We start from the raw sequence: 22,446 nt of genomic DNA on the forward strand, positions 1-22,446 counted from the left end.
GTCACGAACTTCTGCAGGGTACTTACTCGGTGCAGGCATGTTCCTATCCTCTCGGTTAGATCAAACCCTCCACCACACCCGGGGCGATCCAGCCCACCGGCCTGGAGGTTCAGACCGTGACCCGCCGATGCCGGGTGAATCAGCCCAAGCGCAATCTCGCCCTTGTTCCACGCCTCGATATCAGCCGAGGTATTCAACTCGCGTGCCTGTGGGAAGCGGGTGGTGATGCGTTCGCGGTCATGGGTAAACCAGTAGGCCACGAGCAGTGGGTTGCCGTTGGCTGCCTCATAGAGGTCTTCTAGAGCGTCGAGCTTGCGATCATGAACCGCAGTCCATTCGCCATCGCTGGCGTAGATCGCTCCCGACGCTAACTGCAGGAGCTTGCCTGAGAGTGCTGCGGCGTTCGCGGCGTCGATTGTCGCCTCACCGAGTTGGAGGACAAGATCGGCTTTCAACTGCTCATAGACGCGCCGTTCTTTAGCCTCCAGTGTTACTGGCGTGGTCGTCACCGTCAACGGCGAGAGTTTCAGGTGGTCGGTGGTTCTCATCGACAACGTCATATCCGAAATCGCCCCATAGATCTCGCCCTCAGCACCCACGCGGGGTTTGTAGGTGAAGACCTGCATCCCGTTCCTTTTGTCGGGCACGAACCAACGATCGCGGTAACGGGTAATGAAACGGCCCAAACGCTGACCGCCGTCGAGGAGCCGGAACTGCGCCCACACGTCCATCAGCCCGTTCGACGCGGGCGTGCCGGTGAGCCCGACCCAGCGCTTAACGTGCGGCCGCATTTTTACCAGCGCAGTGAACCTTTTGGCGCGATGGTTTTTGAAGCTGGAGAGTTCGTCGATGATGACCATGTCGAACGGCCAGCTATTGCCGAGTTGGGTAACGAGCCATGGGATGTTTTCACGGTTGATGATGGTCACCATCGCAGACTTGGCTAACGCGTCCAGCCGGTCTTGCTTGGTTCCAACAGCAACCGCGACGGTGAGCCCGTCAAGGTGATCCCACTTGGCTACTTCTGCAGGCCAGGTATCGCGCGCGACGCGTAATGGCGCGATGACGAGAACGCGGGAGATGGTGAAGTAGTCGAGCATGAGCTGCCAGATCGCCGTCAACGTGATGACGCTCTTACCCAATCCCATGCCAAGGAAGATCGCGGCCTCGTCGTGGTCGATGATGAACCGGGTGGCTTGTTGTTGGTAGTTATGCGGCGTGTAGTGCATCAAGTACCTCCTGTATGCCGTCCACCGAATCAACAACCAGTGTGACAAAGCCTTGCTGGCGTAGTTGGTTCATCCGACGCTGCTGGATTGGCCTGGGTTTCTGTCCTGGTACTTTCAATTCGACGAAGACAGCCCGGTTTCTCATCAGGCATATCCGGTCGGGTACGCCGATGGTTCCAGGGCAGACGAGCTTCCAGCACAAGCCGCCAGAGGCTTCAACGGCTTTCTTGAGCTTCGCTTCGATTGTTTTCTCGTTCATGACTTTTCCTTGAGTTGTCAAGGGTTGTGTTGGTCATGTAGGTCTAGTTCTAAACCTCTATATAGAAGTACTTTTTTGGCTTCTATATAAAGGGCTAGTACCGACGTACACGACCAACACACCCGTCGTTAGTTGAGCTCGAATTCGTCAAGCAAGCGAAGTCCTCGGATGAGTTTTCCACGATTGTTTCGACGCGAGGTGAAGCCGTTTTTCTCCACGGCCGAATAGAAATCACTCGTTGAGCGCACGTACTCGCTACGGCTAAGCGCCCAAGCCCTGTAGGAGGAATAGAGCGCCCCAGACTTCTCTTCAAGACCTGGGTCGAGCTCGCAGCATTCGTCGAGGAAGTGGGCGAACCAGTCGTTGGCCGCCCGATACTTCTCCGACGCTTCAACCACGCAGGTGGGTGGGACGAGCCGGTAATTCTCGGCGTGGATCAGGCGTGCGCCTTCCATGATCCAGGCGAGGACTGCGCCGCCTGCTTGTTCGAAGAGGTGGTCGGCATAGTTCTTCACATCCACACTGGGTTGGATGGTTTGGGTGAAGGGGATGACGACAAGGCGCCTCCAGATACCGGTATCCATCGCCCCGACTTTGGGCAGGTGGTTGGTGTAGAGCACGAGGGTGTGGGAGGGGGTGAAGGAGAAGGGGTCTTTGTATTTCTTCTCCGCTGCGATCTTGTCCGTCGAGGCCAGCTGCTTCGTTGAGGAGGTTGAAAGGCGCACGCCCTCGTCGTTCTCACCTGCGATCAGGAGGCGGCGGGCCCTTGTTTCAGCCATTTCGTGTTTGGCGTTGTTTTTCTTGCCCGCAATCAACACCTCCGCCGAGATGGTTTCAGAATAGGAGCCGAGGACGCGGGCGATAGTGTTCCAAAACGTGGATTTGCCGTTGTTGCCATCCCCGTAAGCGATGATGAGGGCTTCGATGAGCACCTTGCCAATCGCTGCTAATCCACACACCCGCTGAACGTAGGCGATGAGTTCTTGGTCGCCGCCGAAGGTCAGCTCAAGGGAATCACGCCACACCTGCAAGCCAATATCGCTGGGGTCGGTGGCGGTTTGCTTGGTGACCATGTCCGCAGGGTCATGATCACGCCTACTCCCGTCACGCAGGTCAAACGTTGCCGAGGGCGTATTGAGCAAATAAGCGTCAGCATCGAGCACTTCGGGATTGCTAAGCGCGAGAGGCCTTGCTTGGCGCATAACCGCCTGAATCGTGCGGTCGGAGCGGCATCTGTAGATGAACTTCTGCCACTCTTGGGCCGCCGTCAGTTCCCGATACACCCGCGCCTGCTCAGAACTGAACATCCCCAGCGCTTTGGTTTTCGTCATGGCCGCGAGCATCGCCGTCACCCCGAGATCGTTGGCGCGCTGGCTGATGGCCTCCAGCTCAGCATCTACTTGCTCTAACTGGCGGGTGGTCAGTTCTTGGACGACGTGTTGGACTTTGGGTTCGTTTTCCTCCCACACCCCGCCTTCGTAAACCATCCACGCTGTCGCTGGCGAGTAACAGATCCGATTCGCATATTCACTGGCGAGAACCATGGCTTGGCCGACATCAGTGAAATCCTCCGGCTTCAAACTCGTCAACTGCGCATACGCCTCCGGTGGCAGATAGCTCGGGTCGGAGGCGACCTTCGTGGCGAACCTGCACGCGCTATTCCAGATCGTCTGTAACTCACCAGCCGACAGAGGCGGCTCGCATAATGATGCTTTGCGGTCGAACAGGTCACGGGCTTGATCTGTCTGCCCGTAGCGGATGAGGACCCTGCCTGCGAAGCGTGAGAGGGTGGCGTTGCGCGACCCTTCACCAATCACGAGAGTACTTTGATCGAAGGTGGCAAACACGTCGATCTCGTCAGCGTTATCGAGCCATGCATCGAGCAACTGGTCGCCCTCATGCACCGTAACTTGCGGGTTAGGGGTGCCGTAGATGAACCTTCCTGCATCCAAAGCATTACTGTCAAAGAACGCGAACCTCGCCGCGAGGCGATGCTTCAATCCCGCGTATTCGTCTGCGTCGTGTACTTCGTGGATTGGGAAGTAGACGTGGAAACGCGGCCGCGCCGAAAGCACACCCTTCGCCTTCATGTGATTACGCGAGGTGGCGGTCATGAACTCCACCCCAGACATCAACTCGCCCAAGCGCTCTGGTGTGATCCACTCGGTTTGGGTTTCGGTGTGGTCGTTGTCGATATCCATCACCACGCAATCCGACGCCACGAAGGCTGCGGTTGAGCGGCGATCATTCACATAGGTGGCGGCCACATGATCGAAACCCGCGACCCTCGATAGTGAGGCCGCGTCAGTGACCCGGTGCCTGTTTGGGTAGTGGTTGTTGTTCTGCACGCCGGTAACGGTGGCGGCATGGAGGGTGAAGGGCGTGGTCATGGCGTGACCTCCTGGAATTCAGAATCGAAAAACTTAATCGGCAACTCGAGGTCGCGCGCCCACCCGATCTCTAAGCGCATACCAAGGCTGACGCGTCCGACATATGCCCACAACGCTTCGCACTTGGCGAGCAACACCCTGTTGAAAAACATCGCCAACTCACGCTGATCAGGATCGGCGTCATCCATAAACTGCGGATAGTGCAGGTGTGGGGCGAATGGGATCTTGCCTGCCGCTACTGCGAAAGAGCAGAATTGGCGGGCGAGCTCAACGTTCGCTTCCGTGTCGCCCGAATACGGCGAGCAGATATAAACCAAGGGCCGGTAGCCGAACTGTTCGCGCTGCAACTTCTTCAAAGCGTGATAGCTCGTTAAATCCAGATAGCCTTCGGTGTTCTTCCTCGAAAACCCAATATCCAAAGTGGTGGCGCTCATGCTTGCACCTGACCTTCACGCTCAATGACAGGCAAAATGCCGAGCTGGTTCTTGAGGGCCTCGTAGATGAAGAGGCGGCCCTTTTGTGTCCAGTAGGTGTGAATCCGGGTGCGGTTGCCGTCATCGATGACGTGGGTTTTGGTGTCGGTGTAACCGTTGCCTGCGTGCCGTGCGTAGAGCAGCCACACCCCCGATTGCTTGTACTGAATACCGAGTTCGTGAAGGAGCTGGTTGAGCTTGCGACCAGAAAGCCCATAGTCCTTCGCGATCACCGTGATCGGCAAAGCGTCCTTAGCTTCGAGAACCATGTCGTAGTAGGACAGTTTCGGCTTCGCTTCAGCCAGGGCTTGGGCTTGAGCAAGATTCTGCAACGTGAGCTCTGCGGTTTTGCGGCGTTCAGCGACGTACGCATCGAGCACTTTGAGGAGCGCTTCGGGATTAGTGACCAGCTCGTCGGTGGCATACAGGCCATAGCGACGGATTGACGGCAGCACCTCGTGGGTGACCCAACGCTTGAACGCTTTCGCTTCTGATTTGCGTGATGCCATGATCAGCGCGTAGAGGCCGGGCTCGTTGACGCACCATGTAGCACCGCCAGAGAACCCTAAGTTGAACTTAGCCTTCTCATCGGCATCGAGACGCGAAACGGCAACCGAGGGGTTCGTGAGATCTAGGGCCTGGCAGATATCGGTGGCGATGAACCATGTCTGATCATTAGCGGTGAAGCTGCGTACCTGCCCGAAACGGTCGTTGGTGAAGGTTTGGATGGTTTTGCCCATGACAGGCTCCTGTTCTGAGAGCCAAATAGACGAATGTGCGCCGGTTGGTGCGAGAAGCTCTCAGTGGTAGGCCGCAAACCTTCAAGGAGTTACCCCTGGGCGGGTTTGTGGTCACTGAGCTTTGGGGCTCTCGCACATACGCCCTCGAGCACCACCCAATCCGGACGGGTGCCATGGAAATTGCTTCACACGAGATGCCACGTATACCCCGCAGACAAACAGTGCTGCGGGAGTGAACATGGATGGTATGAGTGAGATTGATAAAGCAACGGTGTGGGCGATGGTGAAAAACATGCGCCTGTTCGCCTTCATGGAATATCTGCGCGACCTCGACAACGACCCAGCACCGAATGCTGCGAATCAGCAGATCACTGCGTATCTTCGAGAGTTCATGACAACCGATCCAAACGTGCTTCTCAGTGACGAGTAGAAGCGGCGCTGGCTAGTTCCATCATGATTCCTGCACGCCAACTCGCTTGGTGATAGAAGTGTTTCTCGTTCGATACGAAACTAGAATTGCGTTATGGGAAGGATCTACGGCTACTACGAGTGGGACGAGACGGTTGGCAACCCTGGACACAGGGACGATGGTTCGCTTCATCAGAACCTCTACAACGAAGATCGAGTATTGTCCGGTCACGCCCGCTTCGTACCCGATGAAGATCGCTTGAATTCGGCAGACGAATACTCGTATGAGAACACGTTTGTCACCTCTGACTATCGCCGCGAATCTGAAGAATCCAATGAGCTCGCCGAAGCAATCGGTACACTTCTTGTCGCAGTTACGGTGGCAGGGATAGCCAAGGCGGCTCCTCACGTCAAACAGTGGTGGCAAGAAACAGCGCGACCTGCTGTCAACCGTCAAGCGAAACGGATCCGCAACATCGGACGAAAGAAGAAGTCTGATGAGCCCGAGACACAGGTGCTCGATCCAGCACGCGACGAGCATGCCGCCATTGAACGAGATCAAAGACAGGTGATGTCCCGTCAAGAGGCAATGGCGCGGATTATCGCAGGGCTTGCAGCAAAGGCGTATAGCGACGAACAGCTACGCATGGTCAAATCCGCGCGAATTGTGGATGTTGAAGATTACGCAGAAATTGAACAAGCGCTTTCGCAGATTCCTTCTGAGCAGCTACAAGCTCTAATTCTCAAGATGGTTAAGAACCCGGCGCTTTTAGAAGACGGATCACTCGCAAACCTCGCAAGCATGCTCAACCCATCGAACCAGTACCTCGGGTTGACCCCTGAGCCAATCAAGCGGGAAGATCCAAATATTTAGTCCTTGCGATAGTAATTACACTCGTACCCGTCCGCATCCAGCGGCAGGCCTTCAGCCCAGGCCGGGAGCGTGGACATGAGCTTGCACGCATCGGCGACGGCGAAGTCCAAGTTTGTGGGTTCATCGATGACGATCTCGTCATGAACATGCATCACAATCCGATGCCCCGCCTTGGCGACTGCGTGCATGCCAACCACGAGCAGGTCACGAGCGATCGCCTGGACGATGTTCTCGACCAGCTTCCCGCCGTAGGTTTCTAACTGTCCCCAGCGGCGTGCTGTGGTGGTTCCGGTGTAGGTGATGGACGTACCGCCCCAACGATTCTCACCCAGACGCGGCTGCACATAGGCAAGCCGTCTACCCGAGGGTAGTTCGATGAAGAGAATCCCGGACTCAACGCTAAAGCGCAGGTTGCGCAGCCGGATCGGCTGGCGCGACGAGATCGCGGCGATAGCGGCTTGTTCAACGTCTGCCCAGAGTTGGACGATGTGTGGGTTGGCTTGCCGCCATGCGTCCACGATTGGTTTGAGTTCGTGCTCGGCTAAGCCCATGGTGAAGGCTCCCATGGCTTTGAGCGCTCCGACGGAGCCGCCATAACCACAGGCGAGCACCGCGATCTTCCCCTTCTGCCGAAGCTCGCCATTAATGCCGTGTTTTTCGACCGGGACGTCGAACATACGCGATGCGGTTTCGCAGTAGAGGTCTTTGCCCTCACGGAAGGCGGCCAGGGTAGTTGTTTCTCCTGCAAGCCATGCGATAACGCGCGCCTCGATTGCAGAAAAGTCCGCAACGATAAACCTGTGCCCAGGTGAAGGGATAAACGCGGTGCGGATGAGTTGGCTGAGGGTGTCGGGCACGGACTCGTAGAGTAGCTCAAGTGCGTCGAGGTTGCCTGTTTGGACGAGCGAGCGGGCTTGGTCAAGATCAGGCAGGTAATTCCTGGGCAGGTTTTGGACTTGGACGAGGCGTCCGGCGAACCTGCCGGTGCGTCCCGCGCCGTAGAACTGGATCAGCCCGCGCGCACGACCATCAGCGCCTGCGACGTTGTGCATCGCCTGGTATTTCTTCACCGAAGATTTCGCCAGATCACCGCGCAGTTCGAGGACTTCCTTCACCACGCCAGTCGCGGTATCGAGGGCGGCATCGACCTCGGCTTTCGCTAGCGATTCGAGTTCGCAACCTCTGGTGACAAGCCATTGTTTGAGCTGGATCGGCGAATTGGGATTGTCCAACCCCGTGAGCTTCTGCGCACGCGCAAGCGACGCGTTACGGTGATGTTCATCCACGGCAACGGCGTTGTCCACGAGCGTGTGGTCGAGAAGAATCCCAGCATCATTAATGCATTGGTCAAGAGCGTAGGTGTCCCATTCGGCCTCTGGCATCGGAAAAAACGCCAGTCTGTCGTGGATAGCGAGCTCAACTTCAACGTCACGACGATTGTAGTCGATAAACCGCGCCCACCCGGTCGGATCAGCCGATGGTGGGTTACGTCGCTTACCGCCATTCAAGACTGAGGGTGTGGCGGGTGTGCAGAACTGCTTGATCAGCTTCTTGCCTACTGTGTCTTTTTGGACGTCGAGTTTGAGGACGGCGGCCACTGCGTCGAGGCTCATCGGCAGACCAAGGTAGGCCGACCAGATCATAGTGCACCGCCACTGCCTTGGGTCAAGAAACCCCTCACCGAGAAGCTCCGAATGATGCGCTCGTAGCCACGCTGACAAGCAGACACGTTCGAAGGCGGCGTTATGCGCCCACTTGACCACGGATGGATCTACCAGTGCTGCGAGAACCTCATCGGGCAGGGTCTCGCCGCTGGCAAAATCCACTATTTCGACCGGGCCACCGTCGACCGAATATCCGAAGAGGAGCAGGTCGAAGTCTGGGTGTTCGGCATACGGGTAGACGCCTGTCTTGGCGAGCTGAACAGGACTGAAAGTCTCGATATCGCAGAAGAGTGTTCGCATGACGAGGTTCCTTTCACATAGAGGAAAATGTGGAGGGAACCAACAATGAACGCTGGTTCCCTCCACGTGTGGGGATGGTTAGTTCAGGAAGTCGTCATCAGCGGCGAAGGCACCGAAGTCAGTCTCAGCGCTCACGCGCCCACCGCCAAGGCTCTCGCCGTCACGGGTCTTTTGAATATTGCCCAGTGCGCAGGCGATTCCTCGGTTGCCGTTCGTGTTAAACGCATAGAAGGACAGGGATACGCGGGCGTAGCAGCCCGAGTAGACCTCGGCGCGGTCCAGGATCGGGGCGACGTTCATATCAACAATCTGTGGAGCGGTCAGAGAGTTGGCGTTGAGGAAGTAGGCGCCCTTGTAGGCTTCGTCGTCACGCTCAATATCCCCATCACGCAGCGGCAGCTTGAGGGCGGCCTTGTTGGGTCGCTTGCCCCCAAACTTCCCGATACCTGCTTCGATGGCTGCGTCCACGGCCTTCTCGATCGCAGTGATCGTGGCGGTATCAGTCTTGGGGATGATCAGGGAGACGGAGTACTTGGGTTTGCCTCCTTGGATGGAGTTCGGCTCCCACACATGCGCATAGCTGAGGCGGACTTCGCCGGTCACAATACGGGTCGGATTCTGAGTAGTCATAATCTTGTTCTTCTTTCTGTTCGTTACTTGTTTGGTTGAAAATCGCTGGCCGCACTCACCAGGTCAAGCGCTGGCCGCTTGTCGGATACAGGAACCAGGGTGGGTTTGCCTGCAGGTTTGGTCACGAGGTCGCCGAGGATCTCGTTGAAGGCGGGTTTACCCATCAGCTTTTCCATTGCTGTAAGAGTGATGAGCTTGCGGTCATAGATGTCCCTATATCCAGCCGCTTCAGCCGCTGCAGCGACGTCGGTTTCGGAGCTGTATTTGCGTACCGACCGTCCGGCTACAAGCTTGAACCCCTCAAAGACCACGCCCTGGTTGACGGCCTTTGAGAGCGCGTAGGCTTCGACATCCGCCGCCCAGGTTTTGAGCTGCGGAATCCGTGTGAGCACGTCAGCAATCTCTACGTCCGACAGTTCTGCTGGTGGGGCGAACTCCAGCTTGGCAAGTTGAAGGTTGGCTTCGGCTCGTGCCCGACACGTGGGTGCGATCTTGCAGAACTGGCACCACGAGCCCGGACAAAACTCACCCTCACCAGCCGAGGCCAGCTCAGCTTTCGGTTTCACCTCGGTTTCAGCCCACTGTTCGAGTTCGACGACGGGGATTTCCCAGGTGTCGACGTTCGCCCGGCGCGGCTGATAGATCGTCACCGCCACGGTCTCGATGTCGTACAGGCTCCCGAAGGTGTGAAGCGCTCCGAGCGCATACAACATCAACTGCGGATTGTTCGCGGCCTCGACGAGGACGCCTTGCCCGTACTTCAGATCGATGATCTGCAGCTTGGGTTCGGCGATGATCACGCAATCCCCGGTGCCAAAACCTCCCGGAACCACATGGCTAAAATCCAGGCGCTGCTCGATCAGCACCTGCGGATCACCACAGGTCTCCTGGGCGATCGAGATGTGTTCTTGGACGTAAGCGACGTAGTCGTCAGTCAAGCTTTCCATCTCGTCATCAATCCAAGACGAGACTGGCCGTTTCGAGCGCTGCTTGAGAGCCTTGCGGAGTTTGTGCTCAGCCAGTGCGTGTGCTGCGGTACCTTGCTCGGCAGCCGCCGACGTCGACTCTGGCTCATCGGACTCAAGCCGAGCGGACGGTGTGCAGTTAAGCCACCTGTGAGCACCAGAAGCTGAGAGGAGTGCGTGATCAGACGGTGCCATCAGCAATCTCCTTAGCCCGCTCAAGAAGCCAGCCAAACTTCACTGGATCCACCGCCGAGAGCTTGTCCGCACCAGCCTCGACGATCAGCTCACGAACCTTCGCCGTATGCCCTTGCGCTGAAAGCTGTGCGAGCACGCCACGCACGTCCTCCAAAGTCACCGCAGGTTCTGGCTCCGCAACTGGAGACATGTCTGGTGTTTCTTCGTGCGCTGGGGAACGGCTTGGTTCTGATGTGCCAACTAGTCGTGCGGCGGGTATCGGGTGGTCACCGATCATGCCTGCATGGTCTTCAACCTGCTCATACCAGTCATCTTCGAGGGCTTGCGCCTGCTCACACGCATAGGCGGCGGCCTGGTTCCATGCGTTGATCAGGTTGTTGCGGGCCTGAAAATCCATCATCGCCCCTCACCTCCCGTACGCCCGTTGAGAGCGTCAGCCAAGGCCATGAGGTCGTCGTCAGGTTCGATAATTTCGACGCTGCCAACCTGACGACCAGGCACGAGGACCGTGACGCGTTGCCTACGGCCGAGGATCCTGGCCAATAGTCGTTCACGCAGGCTGACGGTACGGGCGGAAACCAGCGAGTCATCTGGCGCATCGTCGGTGACGTTGATGCGAAGCTTGTGCTTTGCCATAAGTTTTCCCCTTTCTGGAAGATTCGAAACAGTGCTTGCCGCCGTGTGGGGCTTGCACTCATACGTCCTCGGGGCAGGGTGAATACGGACGGGTCGTGCCGAACATCTTGTGGATTCGCTTCACAGCACGGTTCACGGAGTTACGCACCGCGTCAGCCAGCTTGTTGATCTGTGCCTGGTCAGCGTCGGGGTGCTCTAATCGAGCGATATCTGCGTAGGAGAGATCTTCACCTAACGACAAGGTGATGTACTTGCGTTGCTGATCGGTCAGCGGAAGCAGGATCTCGGCGACCATCTTCTCAGCGTCCTCCGTATCCGTCTGGCGAATCAATTGAAATTCGGGGTCGAACGCCTCACCCTCCCGCACCATCGCCCGCACGTAGTCACGCCGTAGCCGCTTAGCGTGGAGTTGAGGGTCAAGGAGGTCGTCCTCACTCCCGAACTCGGATTGTTTACCCCTGCTTCGACGCTTGCGGTCGTTCTCACGGTCACGAAAACGCTGATAAGCGTCCTCCAACCACAGCTGTTTCCACTCCGGAAGGAAATCCGGGTCAAGGATCTGGTCACGGAACTCTTGATCGTCTGGGAAGTCAATGAGTTCTACCCATGCGCATCCACGATCGGATGGCAGGTAAATCTGCCAGTGCTCACGTCGATTGGAGTCGACCTTGCGTCGAGTGGCGTATGGACGGGCTTGTGGTTGAGAAGTAGGTGTAGCCACGGTGGGCTCCTTCCGCTAGATGCGGAAAGACCCACAAGAGACGCTGCTACTCGTATGAATTCGGTGAAATGATCTGCATAGGCATGGCTACGGGCGGACACCCGGATGGATGCCCGCCCCAGTGGCTCCTGCAGATCGTTCCGACTTGGGACGAGTAGAAACCTGAGCTCAGTTGTATGGCGTTACCTTCGGTGTGTGATCGTGACCGAAGGGAGAGCACCGTTGGATTTCCCCTGGTACTCAAGGTCGACAAGGGCTGTGCACAATCCCTAATTGACCTGCTCATCGAGCCTTGCCACAGGCTCGACGAAGCCAACGAAAGATGCGCAAAAGCCAAAATCTGGTTGCGAAAACACAGCCGTGATAGAATTTTGTCCATCTCTCGCGAGCTGATTTCAGGTTAGAAAACGCACCATCGCGGGATTGGGTACTTTGGGACAGCCTGGGACAAGTGGGACAAAAACTGGCGTGAAGGCGGTGAGAGATTGCTATTCACTGAGCTAATACGCGCCGCTTATCCGCATCTTGGAAGCGAGCGCAACACGGCAACATTCATGCGCGACATGCTCGAAAGACTCTCTGCCGTACCTGAGGAACAATGGTTCACAACGCGAGGGAAAACACCGGGCGAAGATCACTCGGACGAGACGTTACGCAAGTGGTTCAATCGCGATCTACCAAAGACATTGGCACGCCGAATGCTCGCGAACCCAACCCGAGACAACTTCATCGACTCGCTAAACTACGTCAACGACATCGAGACTCAATCGGCTGACGAAGTCAAAGCTGCGCTCGCATTGAGCATTGCCTCGTTCACGGATGTAAATGTCGATGAGGATAATGTTGGCGAGATCCTCTTTGACCTGTTTCAGCAATCTTTTGAATTCATCGTCAACCCAGATCTTGAAAACGATCGGAAACTGCAACAAGCCAGCACTACTTCAACCACTGCCAAGGGTCGTTTCGGGTCGCGATTGCTCGAAGAATGCAAATACACCTGCTCACGAAATGGCTGCGGACAACACCTGCAAGTCCCCGCAGCTAACAACCGCGCAGAACCGCTGTATGAGATCACAAGAATCACTGGAGATTCGCGTGACTATCCGAATCTGATTGCATTGTGTCCCACCTGTTTTCACGACTACACACTCGGACACAAGAAGGCTGCCGAAACCGAGCTGAAGAAGAACAAGCAGATCCAGACCCGGGTCGCCGAGGCGCGAGAGGTTGCCTCAACGGTCGACATCGAGCGTGGCATCACCAAAGTGATCGAGAAACTCGGTAATGCGAAACTCCAAGACTTCGAACCATTGTCATTCGACCCCGTTGCAGTGAAAGCAAAGATCGACGAGAGCATCGACTTCTTTCTCTACGACGAAGTAATGAGACACGTGACCAAGTATTACCGGTTCATCGAAGGGCAAATGCAGGAAGAAGCCCGGCTCAAAACCTTTGACGACAACCTCTTACGAGCACAAATCAAGGCCCTATCCAAGAAGCTGGTCGAGAAGGGATACCCGAAGATGCGTATCCACGCTGACCTAAGCGATCGGTTAAGCCAAATCACGAAACAGGACATTCGCTACTGCGCTTTCGTCGTTTCCTACTTCGTTCAGTCTTGCGAGGTTTTCGATGTTACTGCCTAACAAACTCTTCTCCTATCAAGCCACAGGGCTACCACTCCTTCCTGAAATCCTCACTCAACTCAGTGAACCCATGTCTCCCAAAGACCTCGCCACGCGATTGCACCCGACAACAGTAGATCCGCTCAAGATCATCGACGCTTTGGACTGCCTCTACGCGCTTGGCCGCATTGACCTCAACGAAGAAGGGATGCTCCACAGATGCTCAAAGAAATAAGCTGCGACGCATTCAAAATCGGTGACCAGCCACGCCCACCCATACGGTTCCACATGGGGCTCAACACGATTCTAGGTTCGGTTACGGGTGCCGCAGGTTCCATCGGTAAATCCACGATGATGCTCATCATTGACTTCGTATTCGGCGGAAATACCTACACCCAGAGCGACGCCGTCAACGAACTCGACCCCCACACCATCTACTTCTCATTCGAATTTGATAACACTGAATACCGCTTCTCCCGGAACACTGAAGAAGCGGACACCGTCGTTGTAGTCGACGAGAACCGTAATGTACTCGAATCATGGGACATCAAGAAGTACACACAATGGCTAGCCCAGCAATACAACATGAATCTGCCCGGCGCTTCGTTCCGTAACACCATCAGTCGTCTCTTCCGCATCTACGGGAAGAACAACCACAACGAACTCAAACCCCTCCAGACACGGGGCGGGGAAGAACCAAAACGCGACGCAATCAACGTCCTGATTTCACTTTTCCAGTACTACGAATCCATCGAGGACTTCAAGACACAGCTCCAAGACGCAGATGAGCGCATCAAAGCATTTCGCACAGCGCGCCGCTACGAATTCATCCCTTCCGCTGTTGACGGGCTGACCAAGTACAAGGCCAATGTCGTTGAGATCGCTTCGCTCGAATTGGAGCGCCAAAAACTCGCAAACCTCGACGAAGCTGACGTTCAACCAACCGAAGTAGAGAAAGCGAATGAACGAAACGCCCTCAAACGCTCACTTGATGACACTCGCCGCGAAATCAAAGCTCGACAAGACGAACTCCACTTACTGAACCTGAACCTCCAGCATGGTGCTTACCCAACAGAAGCCGATTTACAGGCTCTCCACGAGTTCTTTCCCGAAGCCGACCTTGAAGCGCTCGTCAAGGTCGAAAAATTCCATTCAAGGATCCAAACCATCCTCAGCGAAGAACTCGAACAAGCCAAAACAGCTGTTGAAGCCGACATTAGTGAACTTCAAGAAGTTGAAGCACAATTGCTCTCACATATGGACTCAATCCCAGCATCCAAAGCATTCACCGACGAGTTCCTCGATGCATACACCTCACTCGACCGACGAATCAACAAACTCAAAGACGAGAACGAAGCATTCGATATCCGCAACAGACTTGGAATCGAAAAGAAAGATGCCAGCGAGCGCTACCACAACCAAGTAGCCACCGTTCTCGAAGCCATCGAAATCGCTATCAACACCCAAATGGAAGCGATCAACGACGAGGTAACCGGCGGGGAGTACAACGCTCCACAGCTCACGCTGAGCGCATATAACAGCTACACGTTTGAGACCCCTAAGGATAAGGGCACTGGCACGAATCATCGCAGCATGATTATCTATGACCTTGCTGTTCTTCAGAACACAGTGTTACCCGCACTGGCACATGACTCCGTCATGTTTGACTCTATGCCTCGACCGGATCTCAGTAACCTCATCCGCGTCTACAACGACCAAATCGAAAAACAGATTTTCATCGCCGTTGACAAAACCAGCGAATGCACCCAAGAGGCCCAGCACATTCTGCGAGAGACCACCGTGCTCAAACTCGACAACAACGAGCAAGCCCTCTTCGGTGAAAAGTGGAGCCGAAAGGAACGCCCATGAAACTCCAGTACAACAAACTCTGGAAAATACTCATAGACAAAAATATGAACAAAGTCCAGCTACGTGAAGCCGCCGGAATCAGCACAAACTCGTTAGCCAAACTCGGCAAAAACGAACCCGTAAGCATGACAGTCCTCATGAAAATCGCGACCACACTTGAATGCCGAGTCGAGGATCTGTTTGAAACCGCACTTAAATGCACATCTCGGAACGAGGAAAAGTAAAGTAATGACTGCACCCAACCTTATTAAGGATTTTTACAAGAAAATGGAGACCGTCGACCTTAATGTCTACGGAATTCTGGGAACTGACGACAAAGTCCATTCGCTCGGAACGGATTCCAAAATCATCGGGAGAGTTTTTGAGATTCTAGCTCAACCTGTTCTGGAGGAAATTGCAGCGGAACATAATCTGAGTATCATCACACCGGCATCTCAGACGGTCTACCCGGATTTTGTCCTTATGGACGACCCAGATTCAACCGAGAAAATCGCCGTGGACATCAAGACGACGTATGTGGCCTCCGAGCGGTCGCAAATCAAATTCACACTCGGGGCCTTCGCGTCGTACATGCGCAATAACACTAAGAATATTGAATACAAGTACACGGACTACGCTAAGCACTACGTGATCGGCTTTGTCTACAACCGCAACGGCTTTGCGCAGGAAAGTAAAGTATTTGACTTTGCCGACCGAGCCAGCATTGAAACTCCCTACACCAACGTCAAATACTTTATGCAAGAGAAGTACCGAATCTCTGGCGATAAGCCAGGGTCTGGCAATACCGAAAACATCGGCTCGATCAGAACGCGCAACTTTGAAGATTCTGTAGAAGGGAACAGCCCTTTCGCTACCCTTGGCGAGGATGTGTACGACCTGTACTGGGCAAATTATCCCAAGTACAGGTCAGCAAACAAAGCGTACACGTCTCTACCAGAATTTCTGGAATGGCTCCCAAAGCAGAGTGAAGGACTCAGCCTTTTGCGGCCGTTCGACCTAGTCGATGTACTGAAGCGCGTAGAGAGCTTCTCGTTCGATCAGAGTGACTTGTCGCCTAGGGATTTGTAGCCAGGACTTCAGTCATAGCGTGCCTGTTGCTCTCCTTTGCGCCAAAGTGGTAGAAGTGATCCCGTTCGTGCCACACGAAATCGCTCCAGTAATCAAATAGGTGCTCATTCCTGCGGAATTTGTTCTCTTTCCACATCGAAAGACAAACATCTGCAGGGGTTTCGTGAGCAAGGCGTGCTAGCTCGATCGCTTCAGATTCGGGCCATTCACCCACATATGAAGTGTCTCGGCCGATATACGGCGGATCAATGTAGATGTAATCACCCCGCTGGGCTCGGATAATTGTTTCCTGCCAGGGTGCGGCCTTGAACTCCCAATCTTTATCCCGCATCACGGAAGCAACCGCTTCAATCTGGTTGCAGATCTTTGTGGTGTACGCCTTAGAGAAGCGATCGGGCTTCTGGCAAAATGGGACGTTGAAGCCACCTGATTTATTGAAGCGAATCATGCCGTTAAAGTCTGATCGATTCAGGAAGAGAAAATACAGTGGGTCTGCGTTCTCGTTGAACTTCTGGCGCATCTCCAAATAGTATTCTTTGCCTTCCTTAGAAAGCTGGGCACCGTGGAACTCTAAGAACTGCCTGACAACTCTGCTGTTGATACGGTCAGACTGAATGTCCTGATATAGCCTGATGATGTGCTGATTCTTGTCAGTCAGCAACGCTCGCTGGGGTGCAATATTAAAAGCGACAACCCCGGAGCCGAGGAACGGCTCAATCCAGCGCCCCTCCTGATTCCACGTAACTGTCTCTATAATAAATGGAACAAGCTTGGTTTTTATTCCTTGGATCTTTATCGGGGGAACAATTACCTTTTTATGGGTCTCCCGTTCAATTGCAATACTCATAATGCGCTCTTTCCGCTCTTGACCCAACTGTCTAGCTCAGATTTCTTGAATTTCCAGAGCTTGCCAATTTTGTGTGCAGGGATGTCGAGCTCCCTACTTCGAATCCAGTTATGGATGCTGTCTTTGGTTACGCCCAGATATGCCGACGCCTCATCGATTCCAATCCAACGGTCAGGTTCCTGTTCCATCCCAGTCCTCCTCGTCCTGAACGAGGATAGTATTTCATATGATTTCATCCGAATCAAGTGGAATTAGTATGAACTGGGTGGTTTTTGGTGGCCCGGCATTATGCGCGGATGATGCTTTCGAGTAAGGCCATCTGCGTCAGAGCACAGGTACGCACATCCGAGGTCGAGGATGCCTCCGCCAACCGGTCGGTAGCGCTCGTAGTTGCGAGTTCGCCTGGGCGCATCACGGGGCTCCAGCGTTGCGGCAGGTCGAGGGTGACGGCTTCGCCGGTGATGAACACGAAACCGAGCCTGCCATCGGTGAGCATGCACCCACCCTCCAGAACGGCAAGGAAATCCGGGATGTGGAGCGCAAGCTGCGTCGGCGATTCGGTCAGGAGCTTGTCGATCGCCGTGTGGAGCGTCGATGGGCGTCGTCGCACACCGGTTGTACGCAAGCTTGTGCACGGCCTGGTCGACCGCCGCGCGGTTGCGCCCAGCGAGCACCTGCAACGCTTCAGCCATTTTCACCAGCAGCACTTCCTGGTAGAGGTGGCTGGTGGCGCAGGTGCCGCGCTTGACGTAGTTCGTGGGACACTCCCACACGTCGACCCGGTTCGGGGTGCCCGAGTGCCAGGTCTTGTGGCCGAACGCTCGTCCGCAGTCGCCGCACATAATCTTGCGCGACATGCGAACGCCGAAAGACTTGTGTCCTTGTGGATCCGTGCGGGTTGCTAGCCAGGGTAGTTCACGCGTCACCAGACCAAGCACCTCGGCAACATGCTTGTGTGCTTTGAAAGCCTCTAGCCATTCAACGTGACCCTCATGGGCAAGGTTTTCCAACAGGAAGTTCGTCAGATGAAACCTCACGATTGAGTCCGTAGGGCCAGGTCGAAAAGTGTCCATGATCTTTCTCCTTGTCGTTGAGCTAGTCATATACACGCTCTGAAAAGGACGAATAGCAAGCCGTGTCACCTACATCTTCTGGCACTACTCACACCTTTTGGCGGGACCTCTGCAGACAGTGGATAGGGGGTTGCGCCAAGCCGGTCGTCGCTCCCTTGTCTGTATACAGATCGACGATGACGCGAGAATCTTGGCGGTCGGGTGGTCACGGTTGGGCGTTTCTGCTAGTCGCAGGCACGTTTCTGCCGCTTCCTCAACGACTGCTGGTTACTGCCTTGTATCCAATCCGCACCGGTTCCCGATCCGTTCACCAAGTCCGGCGTGTTCCTCCGCGAGATCGTCCGTCGACTCACCGACGGACTGGTCCTGGCAATCCCCGACCTCGCTGAACGCGTCGATCACATCCTCACCCATCAGGTGTTCGGCATCGGGATCACCCAGCTCACTGCGCTGCTTGCGCGCCGGAGCGTCTACTGCTCGAAGTTCGCCAACGGCCCGCACTCGATCGCCAGGTCATTCACGACCGAGGACGGCAATATCTGGTTCGAGCGCACCGAGCACACCTGGGGCGGTGGGAAACGAGAGTTCCGATCCGATCCGCTGACCAGCGAAGAAGTCATCGTCTATACCAACCGCAAGTGCATCTACTGCGGAGCGGGCGAGGACGACTACGCCCGGGGCGACGATCTTGAGACTCACGCCTACGCCTTCATCCACACCGACGACATCAAAGCTCGCATCGCCGAGCTGTTCGGAGACAACATGCAGTTCGACGTCATCATTGGCAACCCGCCCTACCAGCTCAGCGACGGCGGCTACGGCACCTCCGCTGCACCGATCTACCAGATGTTCGTAGAGAAGGCGCTGGGGCTCGACCCACGCTTCGCAGTCTTTGTCACTCCGTCTCGCTGGTTTGCGGGAGGCAAGGGCCTCGATGAGTACCGCAAGAAGATGCTCTCCGACCATCGCATGCACGATATCGTCGACTACCCCAAACTCTACGAGGCCTTCCCCGGCGTAAAGATCCGAGGCGGAGTCTCGTATTTCCTCTGGGATCGCGAATACGACGGTCCTTGCACGATCCAGACCATGTGGGACGGCGAGCCGCTCGGCGCACCTGTTGCTCGCTATCTCGACGCGTACGACGTACTCGTCCGACGCAATGAAGCCGTTCCGATTCTCGAAAAGGTTCGAGCGAGGCAGGAGCCAACGCTCGACACTCGCGTGTCTGCAGGCAAGCCATTCGGTCTACGCACCTTCTTTCATGGCAAGCCAACCGCCAGCGGTTTGAAGGACCCGGTACAGCTGTTCGGTTCTCGCAAGATCACTTGGGTCGCCCGAAGTGAGGTTCCGCTGAGTGACGGGTGGATCGATCAGTGGAAGGTCCTGATGACTGCTGTGCAGGGCACGAGCGCTGCGGTCGAGACCAAGTTCCTCTCCAAACCGATCATTGCTGGCCCCGGCACAGCTTGCACGGAGACGTATCTTGTCGCTGGAAGGTTTGACGCTGAGGAGGAGGCGACGCGGTATGCAGCGTATCTGCGCACCCGCTTTGTCCGCTTCCTTGTGTCGCTCCGTAAGTCCACTCAGCACGCTACTCGGGATGTGTACGCTTTTGTCCCAGATGTTCCTCTCGATCGGGACTGGACAGATGTTCTTCTGTACGAGCGCTACGGACTGACCGATGACGAGATCGCGTTCATCGAGTCCCAGGTCGCTGCCCACGACGACACCCTCTTCGACGAGGACGGGGCCGACGATAGCGATGAGTAGAGACATCGACGAGCTTCTCCCAGAGAGACCGGAAGCGAGGCTGCGCATCTACGCGTGGTCGCCGAACGATCCACCAGCAGGATATGCAGGACTTCTCAAGGTCGGGCAGACAACGAAGACGGATGTGAATGCGCGCATCCGCGAGTCTCAGGGCCAGATGCAGCAGGCCTACACGCTCCACGTCGACGAGCTCGCCGAACGCGGCGACGGGTCGATCTTTCGCGACTCGGATGTGCGCCAGCGGCTGATTGACAAGGGCTTTGAGAACCCGATCTTCGGCTCGTCTCGGGAATGGATGCGCTGCACCCCGGAGGATGTGCGTACGGCGATCACCGAGCTTCGCACCGGCGTCAAGCTCAGCGGCACGCACCACGAGACGTTCCCGATGCGTCCGGAGCAGGCCAGTGCCGTCGAGAAGGCGCAGGGCTACTTCAAGTCGATATGGGCCGAGGATTCCCAGGCGGTGCCACGGTTCCTCTGGAACGCCAAGATGCGCTTCGGGAAGACCTTCGCCTCCTACCAGCTCGCGAAGCGGCTCGGCGCGAGACGCATCCTCGTGGTCACCTTCAAGCCTGCGGTGGAAGATGCCTGGCAGACCGACTTGGAGTCGCACGCTGACTTCGACGGTTGGCAGTACCTCTCCTCGGCCACCGGGGGTAGCCCGGACGATGCCGACAAGACTCGGCCGCTGGTCTACTTCGGCTCGTTCCAGGACCTGCTCGGGCGCGACCGGAAGACCGGGCTCATCAAGGCGAAGAACGAGTGGGTCCACACCACAAACTGGGACCTCGTGATCTTCGACGAGTACCACTTCGGCGCTTGGCGAGAGTCCGCTAAAGAGCTGTTCGAGGGCGAGGACGAGAAGGTCAAGCAGAAGGAGTTGGCCGCCGAGTACAACGACGGCCTCGTGGCCTTCGACGAGGAACTCGACGAGCTCGGCAACGACGAGGACGACTTCTTGCCGATCACCACCCGCGCCTACCTGTACCTGTCGGGCACGCCGTTCAAGGCGCTGGCCACAGGTGAGTTCATCGAGGAGCAAATCTTCAACTGGACCTACACCGATGAGCAGCGTGCCAAGGCCGAGTACGCCGTCGCGCATCCGGACGCGTGGAACCTGTACGGGGCGCTCCCGGAGATGCGTCTGTTCACGTACCAGATGCCCGACGAGCTCATCGCCGTCGCGAACCAGGGAGAGTTCGACGAGTTCGACCTCAACGAGTTCTTCGAGGCGAAGGGCATCGGCAAGGACGCCGAGTTCACGCACAAGACCGACGTGCAGAAGTGGCTCGATCTCATCCGTGGCGCTCACCTGCCCACGCAGGTCGACGCCATGCGAATGGGCACCCGTCCGCCGTTCCCGTACTCCGATGTCCGGCTCCTGCCGTACCTGCAGCATTCGTTCTGGTTCCTGCCCAACGTTGCGGCGTGCCAGGCGATGGCGAACCTGCTCGCGGAGAAGCAGAACGTGTTCTGGCACGACTACCAGGTTCTCGTCGTCGCGGGTGCTGGCGCGGGCATTGGCCTGGATGCGCTCCCACCGGTGCGAGCGGCGATTGGCGACGGCCACGAAACGAAGACGATCACCCTGTCCTGCGGCAAGCTCACCACGGGCGTCACCGTCAAGCAGTGGTCCTCGATCCTGATGCTGCGAAACCTCAACTCGCCCGAGACATACTTCCAGGCAGCGTTCCGCGTACAGTCACCGTGGTCGATCAAGAACCCCGACGGTGACAACCCGAGCGCCGAAGCAGTCCTCAAGCCCGTGTGCTTCGTGTTCGACTTCGCGCCCACCCGGGCGCTACGTCAGATCGCCGACTACGGCGCAGGCCTGTCGCCGGAGACGCCGAACCCCGAGCAGGCCGTGGAGGAGCTCGTGAAGTTCCTGCCCGTGCTGGCCTACGACGGGTCGAACATGACCCAGGTCGATGCGGGCGGCATCCTCGACATCGCCATGTCGGGCACCTCCGCGACCCTCCTGGCCCGCAAGTGGGAGTCCGCGATCCTCGTCAACGTCGACAACGACACCCTGCGCAAGATCATGAACAACCCTGACGCCCTCAGCGCCGTCATGAACATCGAAGGTTTCCGCGCGCTCGGCAACGACATCTTCGAGACCGTCGTGAACAAGAGCGACGCCGTGAAGAAGGCGAAGAAGGAGAAGGGCCAAGAGATCACTCCGGCGGAGAAGAAGGAACTCACGGCGGAAGAGGAGGAGTACAAGTCCAAGCGGAAGCAGATTCAAGAGAAGCTGGTCAAGTTCGCCACCCGCATCCCGGCGTTCATGTACCTGACCGACTTCCGCGAGAACACCCTCCAGGATGTCATCACCAAGCTCGAACCGGGCCTGTTCCGCACCGTCACTGGACTGACCGTTGAGGACTTCCATCTGCTCGTGAACCTTGGCGTCTTCAACGCGACCCACATGAACCAGGCCGTCTTCGCCTTCCGCCGCTACGAGGACTCGTCCCTGTCCTACACCGGCATCGAGTCCCACAAGGGCCTGCGGCGCTACGGCCTCTACGACACCGTGGTGGCCGTAGATGACGACGCCATCGCCTGACCACCTGCCAGCCTTACCGAGAGAAGCCGAATGTCGTTCCAGACCCCCGTGACCTGCCCCCACGGTTAGGTCCGGACGTTGTGCGAGTCGTCGGTTTCGATTTGATGGGTGCACTGCCGAGCGTAGTCGGCCGGTGCGAGATAG

The 22,446-nt window shown here is 56.5% G+C and carries 23 protein-coding genes and 1 pseudogene; 9 read left to right on the top strand and 15 right to left on the bottom strand.

What is annotated here, in order from left to right; translation table 11 throughout:
* From BSZ39_RS07785 to BSZ39_RS07805, 5 genes are all read right to left on the bottom strand, one after another.
* Positions 1–1,229, bottom strand: a 1,229-nt coding sequence (locus BSZ39_RS07785) for an SNF2-related protein (protein WP_245792460.1), incomplete at its 3' end; no start/stop codon positions are given.
* Positions 1,210–1,488 carry a VRR-NUC domain-containing protein gene (locus BSZ39_RS07790; RefSeq protein ID WP_073716793.1) on the bottom strand — a complete coding sequence of 93 codons (279 nt, stop codon included), beginning with the start codon at positions 1,486–1,488 and terminating at the stop codon, positions 1,210–1,212. The genes BSZ39_RS07790 and BSZ39_RS07785, both read right to left, overlap by 20 nt.
* Before the next feature lie 128 nt (positions 1,489–1,616).
* The gene (locus tag BSZ39_RS07795) at positions 1,617–3,878 is read right to left on the bottom strand and encodes a phage/plasmid primase, P4 family (RefSeq protein WP_073716794.1); all 2,262 of its coding nucleotides are present in this window, start codon (positions 3,876–3,878) and stop codon (positions 1,617–1,619) included.
* A complete protein-coding gene (locus BSZ39_RS07800; protein WP_073716795.1) occupies positions 3,875–4,312 on the bottom strand; it encodes a DUF7768 domain-containing protein in 438 nt (145 codons plus the stop codon). Before BSZ39_RS07800 ends, BSZ39_RS07795 begins: the two co-directional genes overlap by 4 nt.
* Complete coding sequence (locus BSZ39_RS07805; protein ID WP_073716796.1) at positions 4,309–5,091, bottom strand: phage antirepressor; 783 nt, start codon at positions 5,089–5,091, stop codon at positions 4,309–4,311. The genes BSZ39_RS07800 and BSZ39_RS07805 overlap by 4 nt, the downstream gene beginning before the upstream one ends.
* A gap of 247 nt (positions 5,092–5,338) precedes the next feature.
* On the opposite strand from BSZ39_RS07805, the gene BSZ39_RS07810 reads away from it, so the two are divergent.
* Together BSZ39_RS07810 and BSZ39_RS07815 are read left to right on the top strand one after the other, a co-directional pair.
* On the top strand, positions 5,339–5,521 hold the full coding sequence (locus BSZ39_RS07810) for a hypothetical protein (RefSeq protein WP_139041185.1): 183 nt from the start codon (positions 5,339–5,341) through the stop codon (positions 5,519–5,521).
* A 93-nt stretch (positions 5,522–5,614) separates the two neighbouring features.
* Positions 5,615–6,373 carry a hypothetical protein gene (locus tag BSZ39_RS07815; protein WP_073716797.1) on the top strand — a complete coding sequence of 253 codons (759 nt, stop codon included), beginning with the start codon at positions 5,615–5,617 and terminating at the stop codon, positions 6,371–6,373.
* On the opposite strand, the gene BSZ39_RS07820 is transcribed toward BSZ39_RS07815, so the two are convergent.
* From BSZ39_RS07820 to BSZ39_RS07845, 6 genes are all read right to left on the bottom strand, one after another.
* Positions 6,370–8,337, bottom strand: a complete 1,968-nt coding sequence (locus tag BSZ39_RS07820) for a DNA polymerase (protein ID WP_073716798.1) — start codon at positions 8,335–8,337, stop codon at positions 6,370–6,372. The two genes, BSZ39_RS07815 and BSZ39_RS07820, sit on opposite strands and share 4 nt — an antisense overlap.
* A 78-nt stretch (positions 8,338–8,415) precedes the next feature.
* On the bottom strand, positions 8,416–8,967 hold the full coding sequence (locus BSZ39_RS07825; RefSeq protein ID WP_073716799.1) for a DUF2815 family protein: 552 nt from the start codon (positions 8,965–8,967) through the stop codon (positions 8,416–8,418).
* Positions 8,968–8,990: 23 nt separating this feature from the next.
* Positions 8,991–10,127, bottom strand: a complete 1,137-nt coding sequence (locus BSZ39_RS07830; RefSeq protein ID WP_073716800.1) for a DUF2800 domain-containing protein — start codon at positions 10,125–10,127, stop codon at positions 8,991–8,993.
* Positions 10,114–10,527, bottom strand: a complete 414-nt coding sequence (locus BSZ39_RS07835) for a hypothetical protein (RefSeq protein WP_200829171.1) — start codon at positions 10,525–10,527, stop codon at positions 10,114–10,116. Before BSZ39_RS07835 ends, BSZ39_RS07830 begins: the two co-directional genes overlap by 14 nt.
* The gene (locus BSZ39_RS07840; protein WP_073716801.1) at positions 10,524–10,763 is read right to left on the bottom strand and encodes a hypothetical protein; all 240 of its coding nucleotides are present in this window, start codon (positions 10,761–10,763) and stop codon (positions 10,524–10,526) included. The genes BSZ39_RS07835 and BSZ39_RS07840 overlap by 4 nt, the downstream gene beginning before the upstream one ends.
* Before the next feature lie 58 nt (positions 10,764–10,821).
* A complete protein-coding gene (locus BSZ39_RS07845) occupies positions 10,822–11,484 on the bottom strand; it encodes a sigma-70 RNA polymerase sigma factor region 4 domain-containing protein (protein ID WP_245792461.1) in 663 nt (220 codons plus the stop codon).
* Between the two features lie 554 nt (positions 11,485–12,038).
* Here BSZ39_RS07845 and BSZ39_RS07850 point away from each other — a divergent pair.
* Genes BSZ39_RS07850 through BSZ39_RS07870 form a run of 5 tightly spaced genes read left to right on the top strand, consistent with a single transcriptional unit; the run spans position 12,039 to position 16,046 of the window.
* Positions 12,039–13,130 (top strand): ABC-three component system protein, encoded by a 1,092-nt coding sequence (locus BSZ39_RS07850; RefSeq protein ID WP_245792462.1) that lies wholly within the window; start codon positions 12,039–12,041, stop codon positions 13,128–13,130.
* Positions 13,117–13,344 carry an ABC-three component system middle component 7 gene (locus BSZ39_RS15035; RefSeq protein ID WP_073716803.1) on the top strand — a complete coding sequence of 76 codons (228 nt, stop codon included), beginning with the start codon at positions 13,117–13,119 and terminating at the stop codon, positions 13,342–13,344. Before BSZ39_RS07850 ends, BSZ39_RS15035 begins: the two co-directional genes overlap by 14 nt.
* Complete coding sequence (locus BSZ39_RS07860; protein WP_073716804.1) at positions 13,329–14,978, top strand: DUF2326 domain-containing protein; 1,650 nt, start codon at positions 13,329–13,331, stop codon at positions 14,976–14,978. The genes BSZ39_RS15035 and BSZ39_RS07860 overlap by 16 nt, the downstream gene beginning before the upstream one ends.
* Positions 14,975–15,202 carry a helix-turn-helix domain-containing protein gene (locus BSZ39_RS07865; RefSeq protein ID WP_073716805.1) on the top strand — a complete coding sequence of 76 codons (228 nt, stop codon included), beginning with the start codon at positions 14,975–14,977 and terminating at the stop codon, positions 15,200–15,202. The genes BSZ39_RS07860 and BSZ39_RS07865 overlap by 4 nt, the downstream gene beginning before the upstream one ends.
* A gap of 4 nt (positions 15,203–15,206) precedes the next feature.
* The gene (locus BSZ39_RS07870) at positions 15,207–16,046 is read left to right on the top strand and encodes a type II restriction endonuclease (protein ID WP_073716806.1); all 840 of its coding nucleotides are present in this window, start codon (positions 15,207–15,209) and stop codon (positions 16,044–16,046) included.
* Here the strand turns inward: BSZ39_RS07870 and BSZ39_RS07875 are convergent.
* From BSZ39_RS07875 to BSZ39_RS14910, 4 genes and pseudogenes are all read right to left on the bottom strand, one after another.
* Positions 16,033–16,893, bottom strand: a complete 861-nt coding sequence (locus tag BSZ39_RS07875) for a DNA adenine methylase (RefSeq protein WP_073716807.1) — start codon at positions 16,891–16,893, stop codon at positions 16,033–16,035. The genes BSZ39_RS07870 and BSZ39_RS07875 overlap by 14 nt on opposite strands.
* Positions 16,890–17,129, bottom strand: a complete 240-nt coding sequence (locus tag BSZ39_RS07880) for a helix-turn-helix domain-containing protein (RefSeq protein WP_342741811.1) — start codon at positions 17,127–17,129, stop codon at positions 16,890–16,892. The genes BSZ39_RS07875 and BSZ39_RS07880 overlap by 4 nt, the downstream gene beginning before the upstream one ends.
* 50 nt (positions 17,130–17,179) lie before the next feature.
* Positions 17,180–17,503: a hypothetical protein gene (locus tag BSZ39_RS14605; RefSeq protein WP_245792464.1), complete on the bottom strand. Its 324-nt coding sequence runs from the start codon at positions 17,501–17,503 to the stop codon at positions 17,180–17,182.
* Between the two features lie 151 nt (positions 17,504–17,654).
* A pseudogene (locus tag BSZ39_RS14910) lies at positions 17,655–17,996 on the bottom strand (hypothetical protein); the annotation flags it as partial.
* 291 nt (positions 17,997–18,287) lie between these two features.
* Between BSZ39_RS14910 and BSZ39_RS07890 the strand changes: the two are divergent.
* Positions 18,288–19,739, top strand: a complete 1,452-nt coding sequence (locus BSZ39_RS07890) for an Eco57I restriction-modification methylase domain-containing protein (RefSeq protein ID WP_245792463.1) — start codon at positions 18,288–18,290, stop codon at positions 19,737–19,739.
* The gene (locus tag BSZ39_RS07895; protein WP_073716809.1) at positions 19,732–22,302 is read left to right on the top strand and encodes a DEAD/DEAH box helicase family protein; all 2,571 of its coding nucleotides are present in this window, start codon (positions 19,732–19,734) and stop codon (positions 22,300–22,302) included. The genes BSZ39_RS07890 and BSZ39_RS07895 overlap by 8 nt, the downstream gene beginning before the upstream one ends.
* The last annotated feature ends 144 nt before the right edge of the window (positions 22,303–22,446 follow it).

This window comes from Bowdeniella nasicola (genome assembly GCF_001907295.1).
GTDB lineage: Bacteria > Actinomycetota > Actinomycetes > Actinomycetales > Actinomycetaceae > Bowdeniella > Bowdeniella nasicola.

Bases quoted from the DNA above. Each gene is read 5' to 3' on its own strand.
- BSZ39_RS07790 (WP_073716793.1), bottom strand. From the start codon at position 1,488: ATGAACGAGAAAACAATCGAAGCGAAGCTCAAGAAAGCCGTTGAAGCC.
- BSZ39_RS07795 (WP_073716794.1), bottom strand. From the start codon at position 3,878: ATGACCACGCCCTTCACCCTCCATGCCGCCACCGTTACCGGCGTGCAG.
- BSZ39_RS07800 (WP_073716795.1), bottom strand. From the start codon at position 4,312: ATGAGCGCCACCACTTTGGATATTGGGTTTTCGAGGAAGAACACCGAA.
- BSZ39_RS07805 (WP_073716796.1), bottom strand. From the start codon at position 5,091: ATGGGCAAAACCATCCAAACCTTCACCAACGACCGTTTCGGGCAGGTA.
- BSZ39_RS07810 (WP_139041185.1), top strand. From the start codon at position 5,339: ATGAGTGAGATTGATAAAGCAACGGTGTGGGCGATGGTGAAAAACATG.
- BSZ39_RS07815 (WP_073716797.1), top strand. From the start codon at position 5,615: ATGGGAAGGATCTACGGCTACTACGAGTGGGACGAGACGGTTGGCAAC.
- BSZ39_RS07820 (WP_073716798.1), bottom strand. From the start codon at position 8,337: ATGCGAACACTCTTCTGCGATATCGAGACTTTCAGTCCTGTTCAGCTC.
- BSZ39_RS07825 (WP_073716799.1), bottom strand. From the start codon at position 8,967: ATGACTACTCAGAATCCGACCCGTATTGTGACCGGCGAAGTCCGCCTC.
- BSZ39_RS07830 (WP_073716800.1), bottom strand. From the start codon at position 10,127: ATGGCACCGTCTGATCACGCACTCCTCTCAGCTTCTGGTGCTCACAGG.
- BSZ39_RS07835 (WP_200829171.1), bottom strand. From the start codon at position 10,527: ATGATGGATTTTCAGGCCCGCAACAACCTGATCAACGCATGGAACCAG.
- BSZ39_RS07840 (WP_073716801.1), bottom strand. From the start codon at position 10,763: ATGGCAAAGCACAAGCTTCGCATCAACGTCACCGACGATGCGCCAGAT.
- BSZ39_RS07850 (WP_245792462.1), top strand. From the start codon at position 12,039: ATGCGCGACATGCTCGAAAGACTCTCTGCCGTACCTGAGGAACAATGG.
- BSZ39_RS15035 (WP_073716803.1), top strand. From the start codon at position 13,117: ATGTTACTGCCTAACAAACTCTTCTCCTATCAAGCCACAGGGCTACCA.
- BSZ39_RS07860 (WP_073716804.1), top strand. From the start codon at position 13,329: ATGCTCAAAGAAATAAGCTGCGACGCATTCAAAATCGGTGACCAGCCA.
- BSZ39_RS07865 (WP_073716805.1), top strand. From the start codon at position 14,975: ATGAAACTCCAGTACAACAAACTCTGGAAAATACTCATAGACAAAAAT.
- BSZ39_RS07870 (WP_073716806.1), top strand. From the start codon at position 15,207: ATGACTGCACCCAACCTTATTAAGGATTTTTACAAGAAAATGGAGACC.
- BSZ39_RS07875 (WP_073716807.1), bottom strand. From the start codon at position 16,893: ATGAGTATTGCAATTGAACGGGAGACCCATAAAAAGGTAATTGTTCCC.
- BSZ39_RS07880 (WP_342741811.1), bottom strand. From the start codon at position 17,129: ATGAAATCATATGAAATACTATCCTCGTTCAGGACGAGGAGGACTGGG.
- BSZ39_RS07895 (WP_073716809.1), top strand. From the start codon at position 19,732: ATGAGTAGAGACATCGACGAGCTTCTCCCAGAGAGACCGGAAGCGAGG.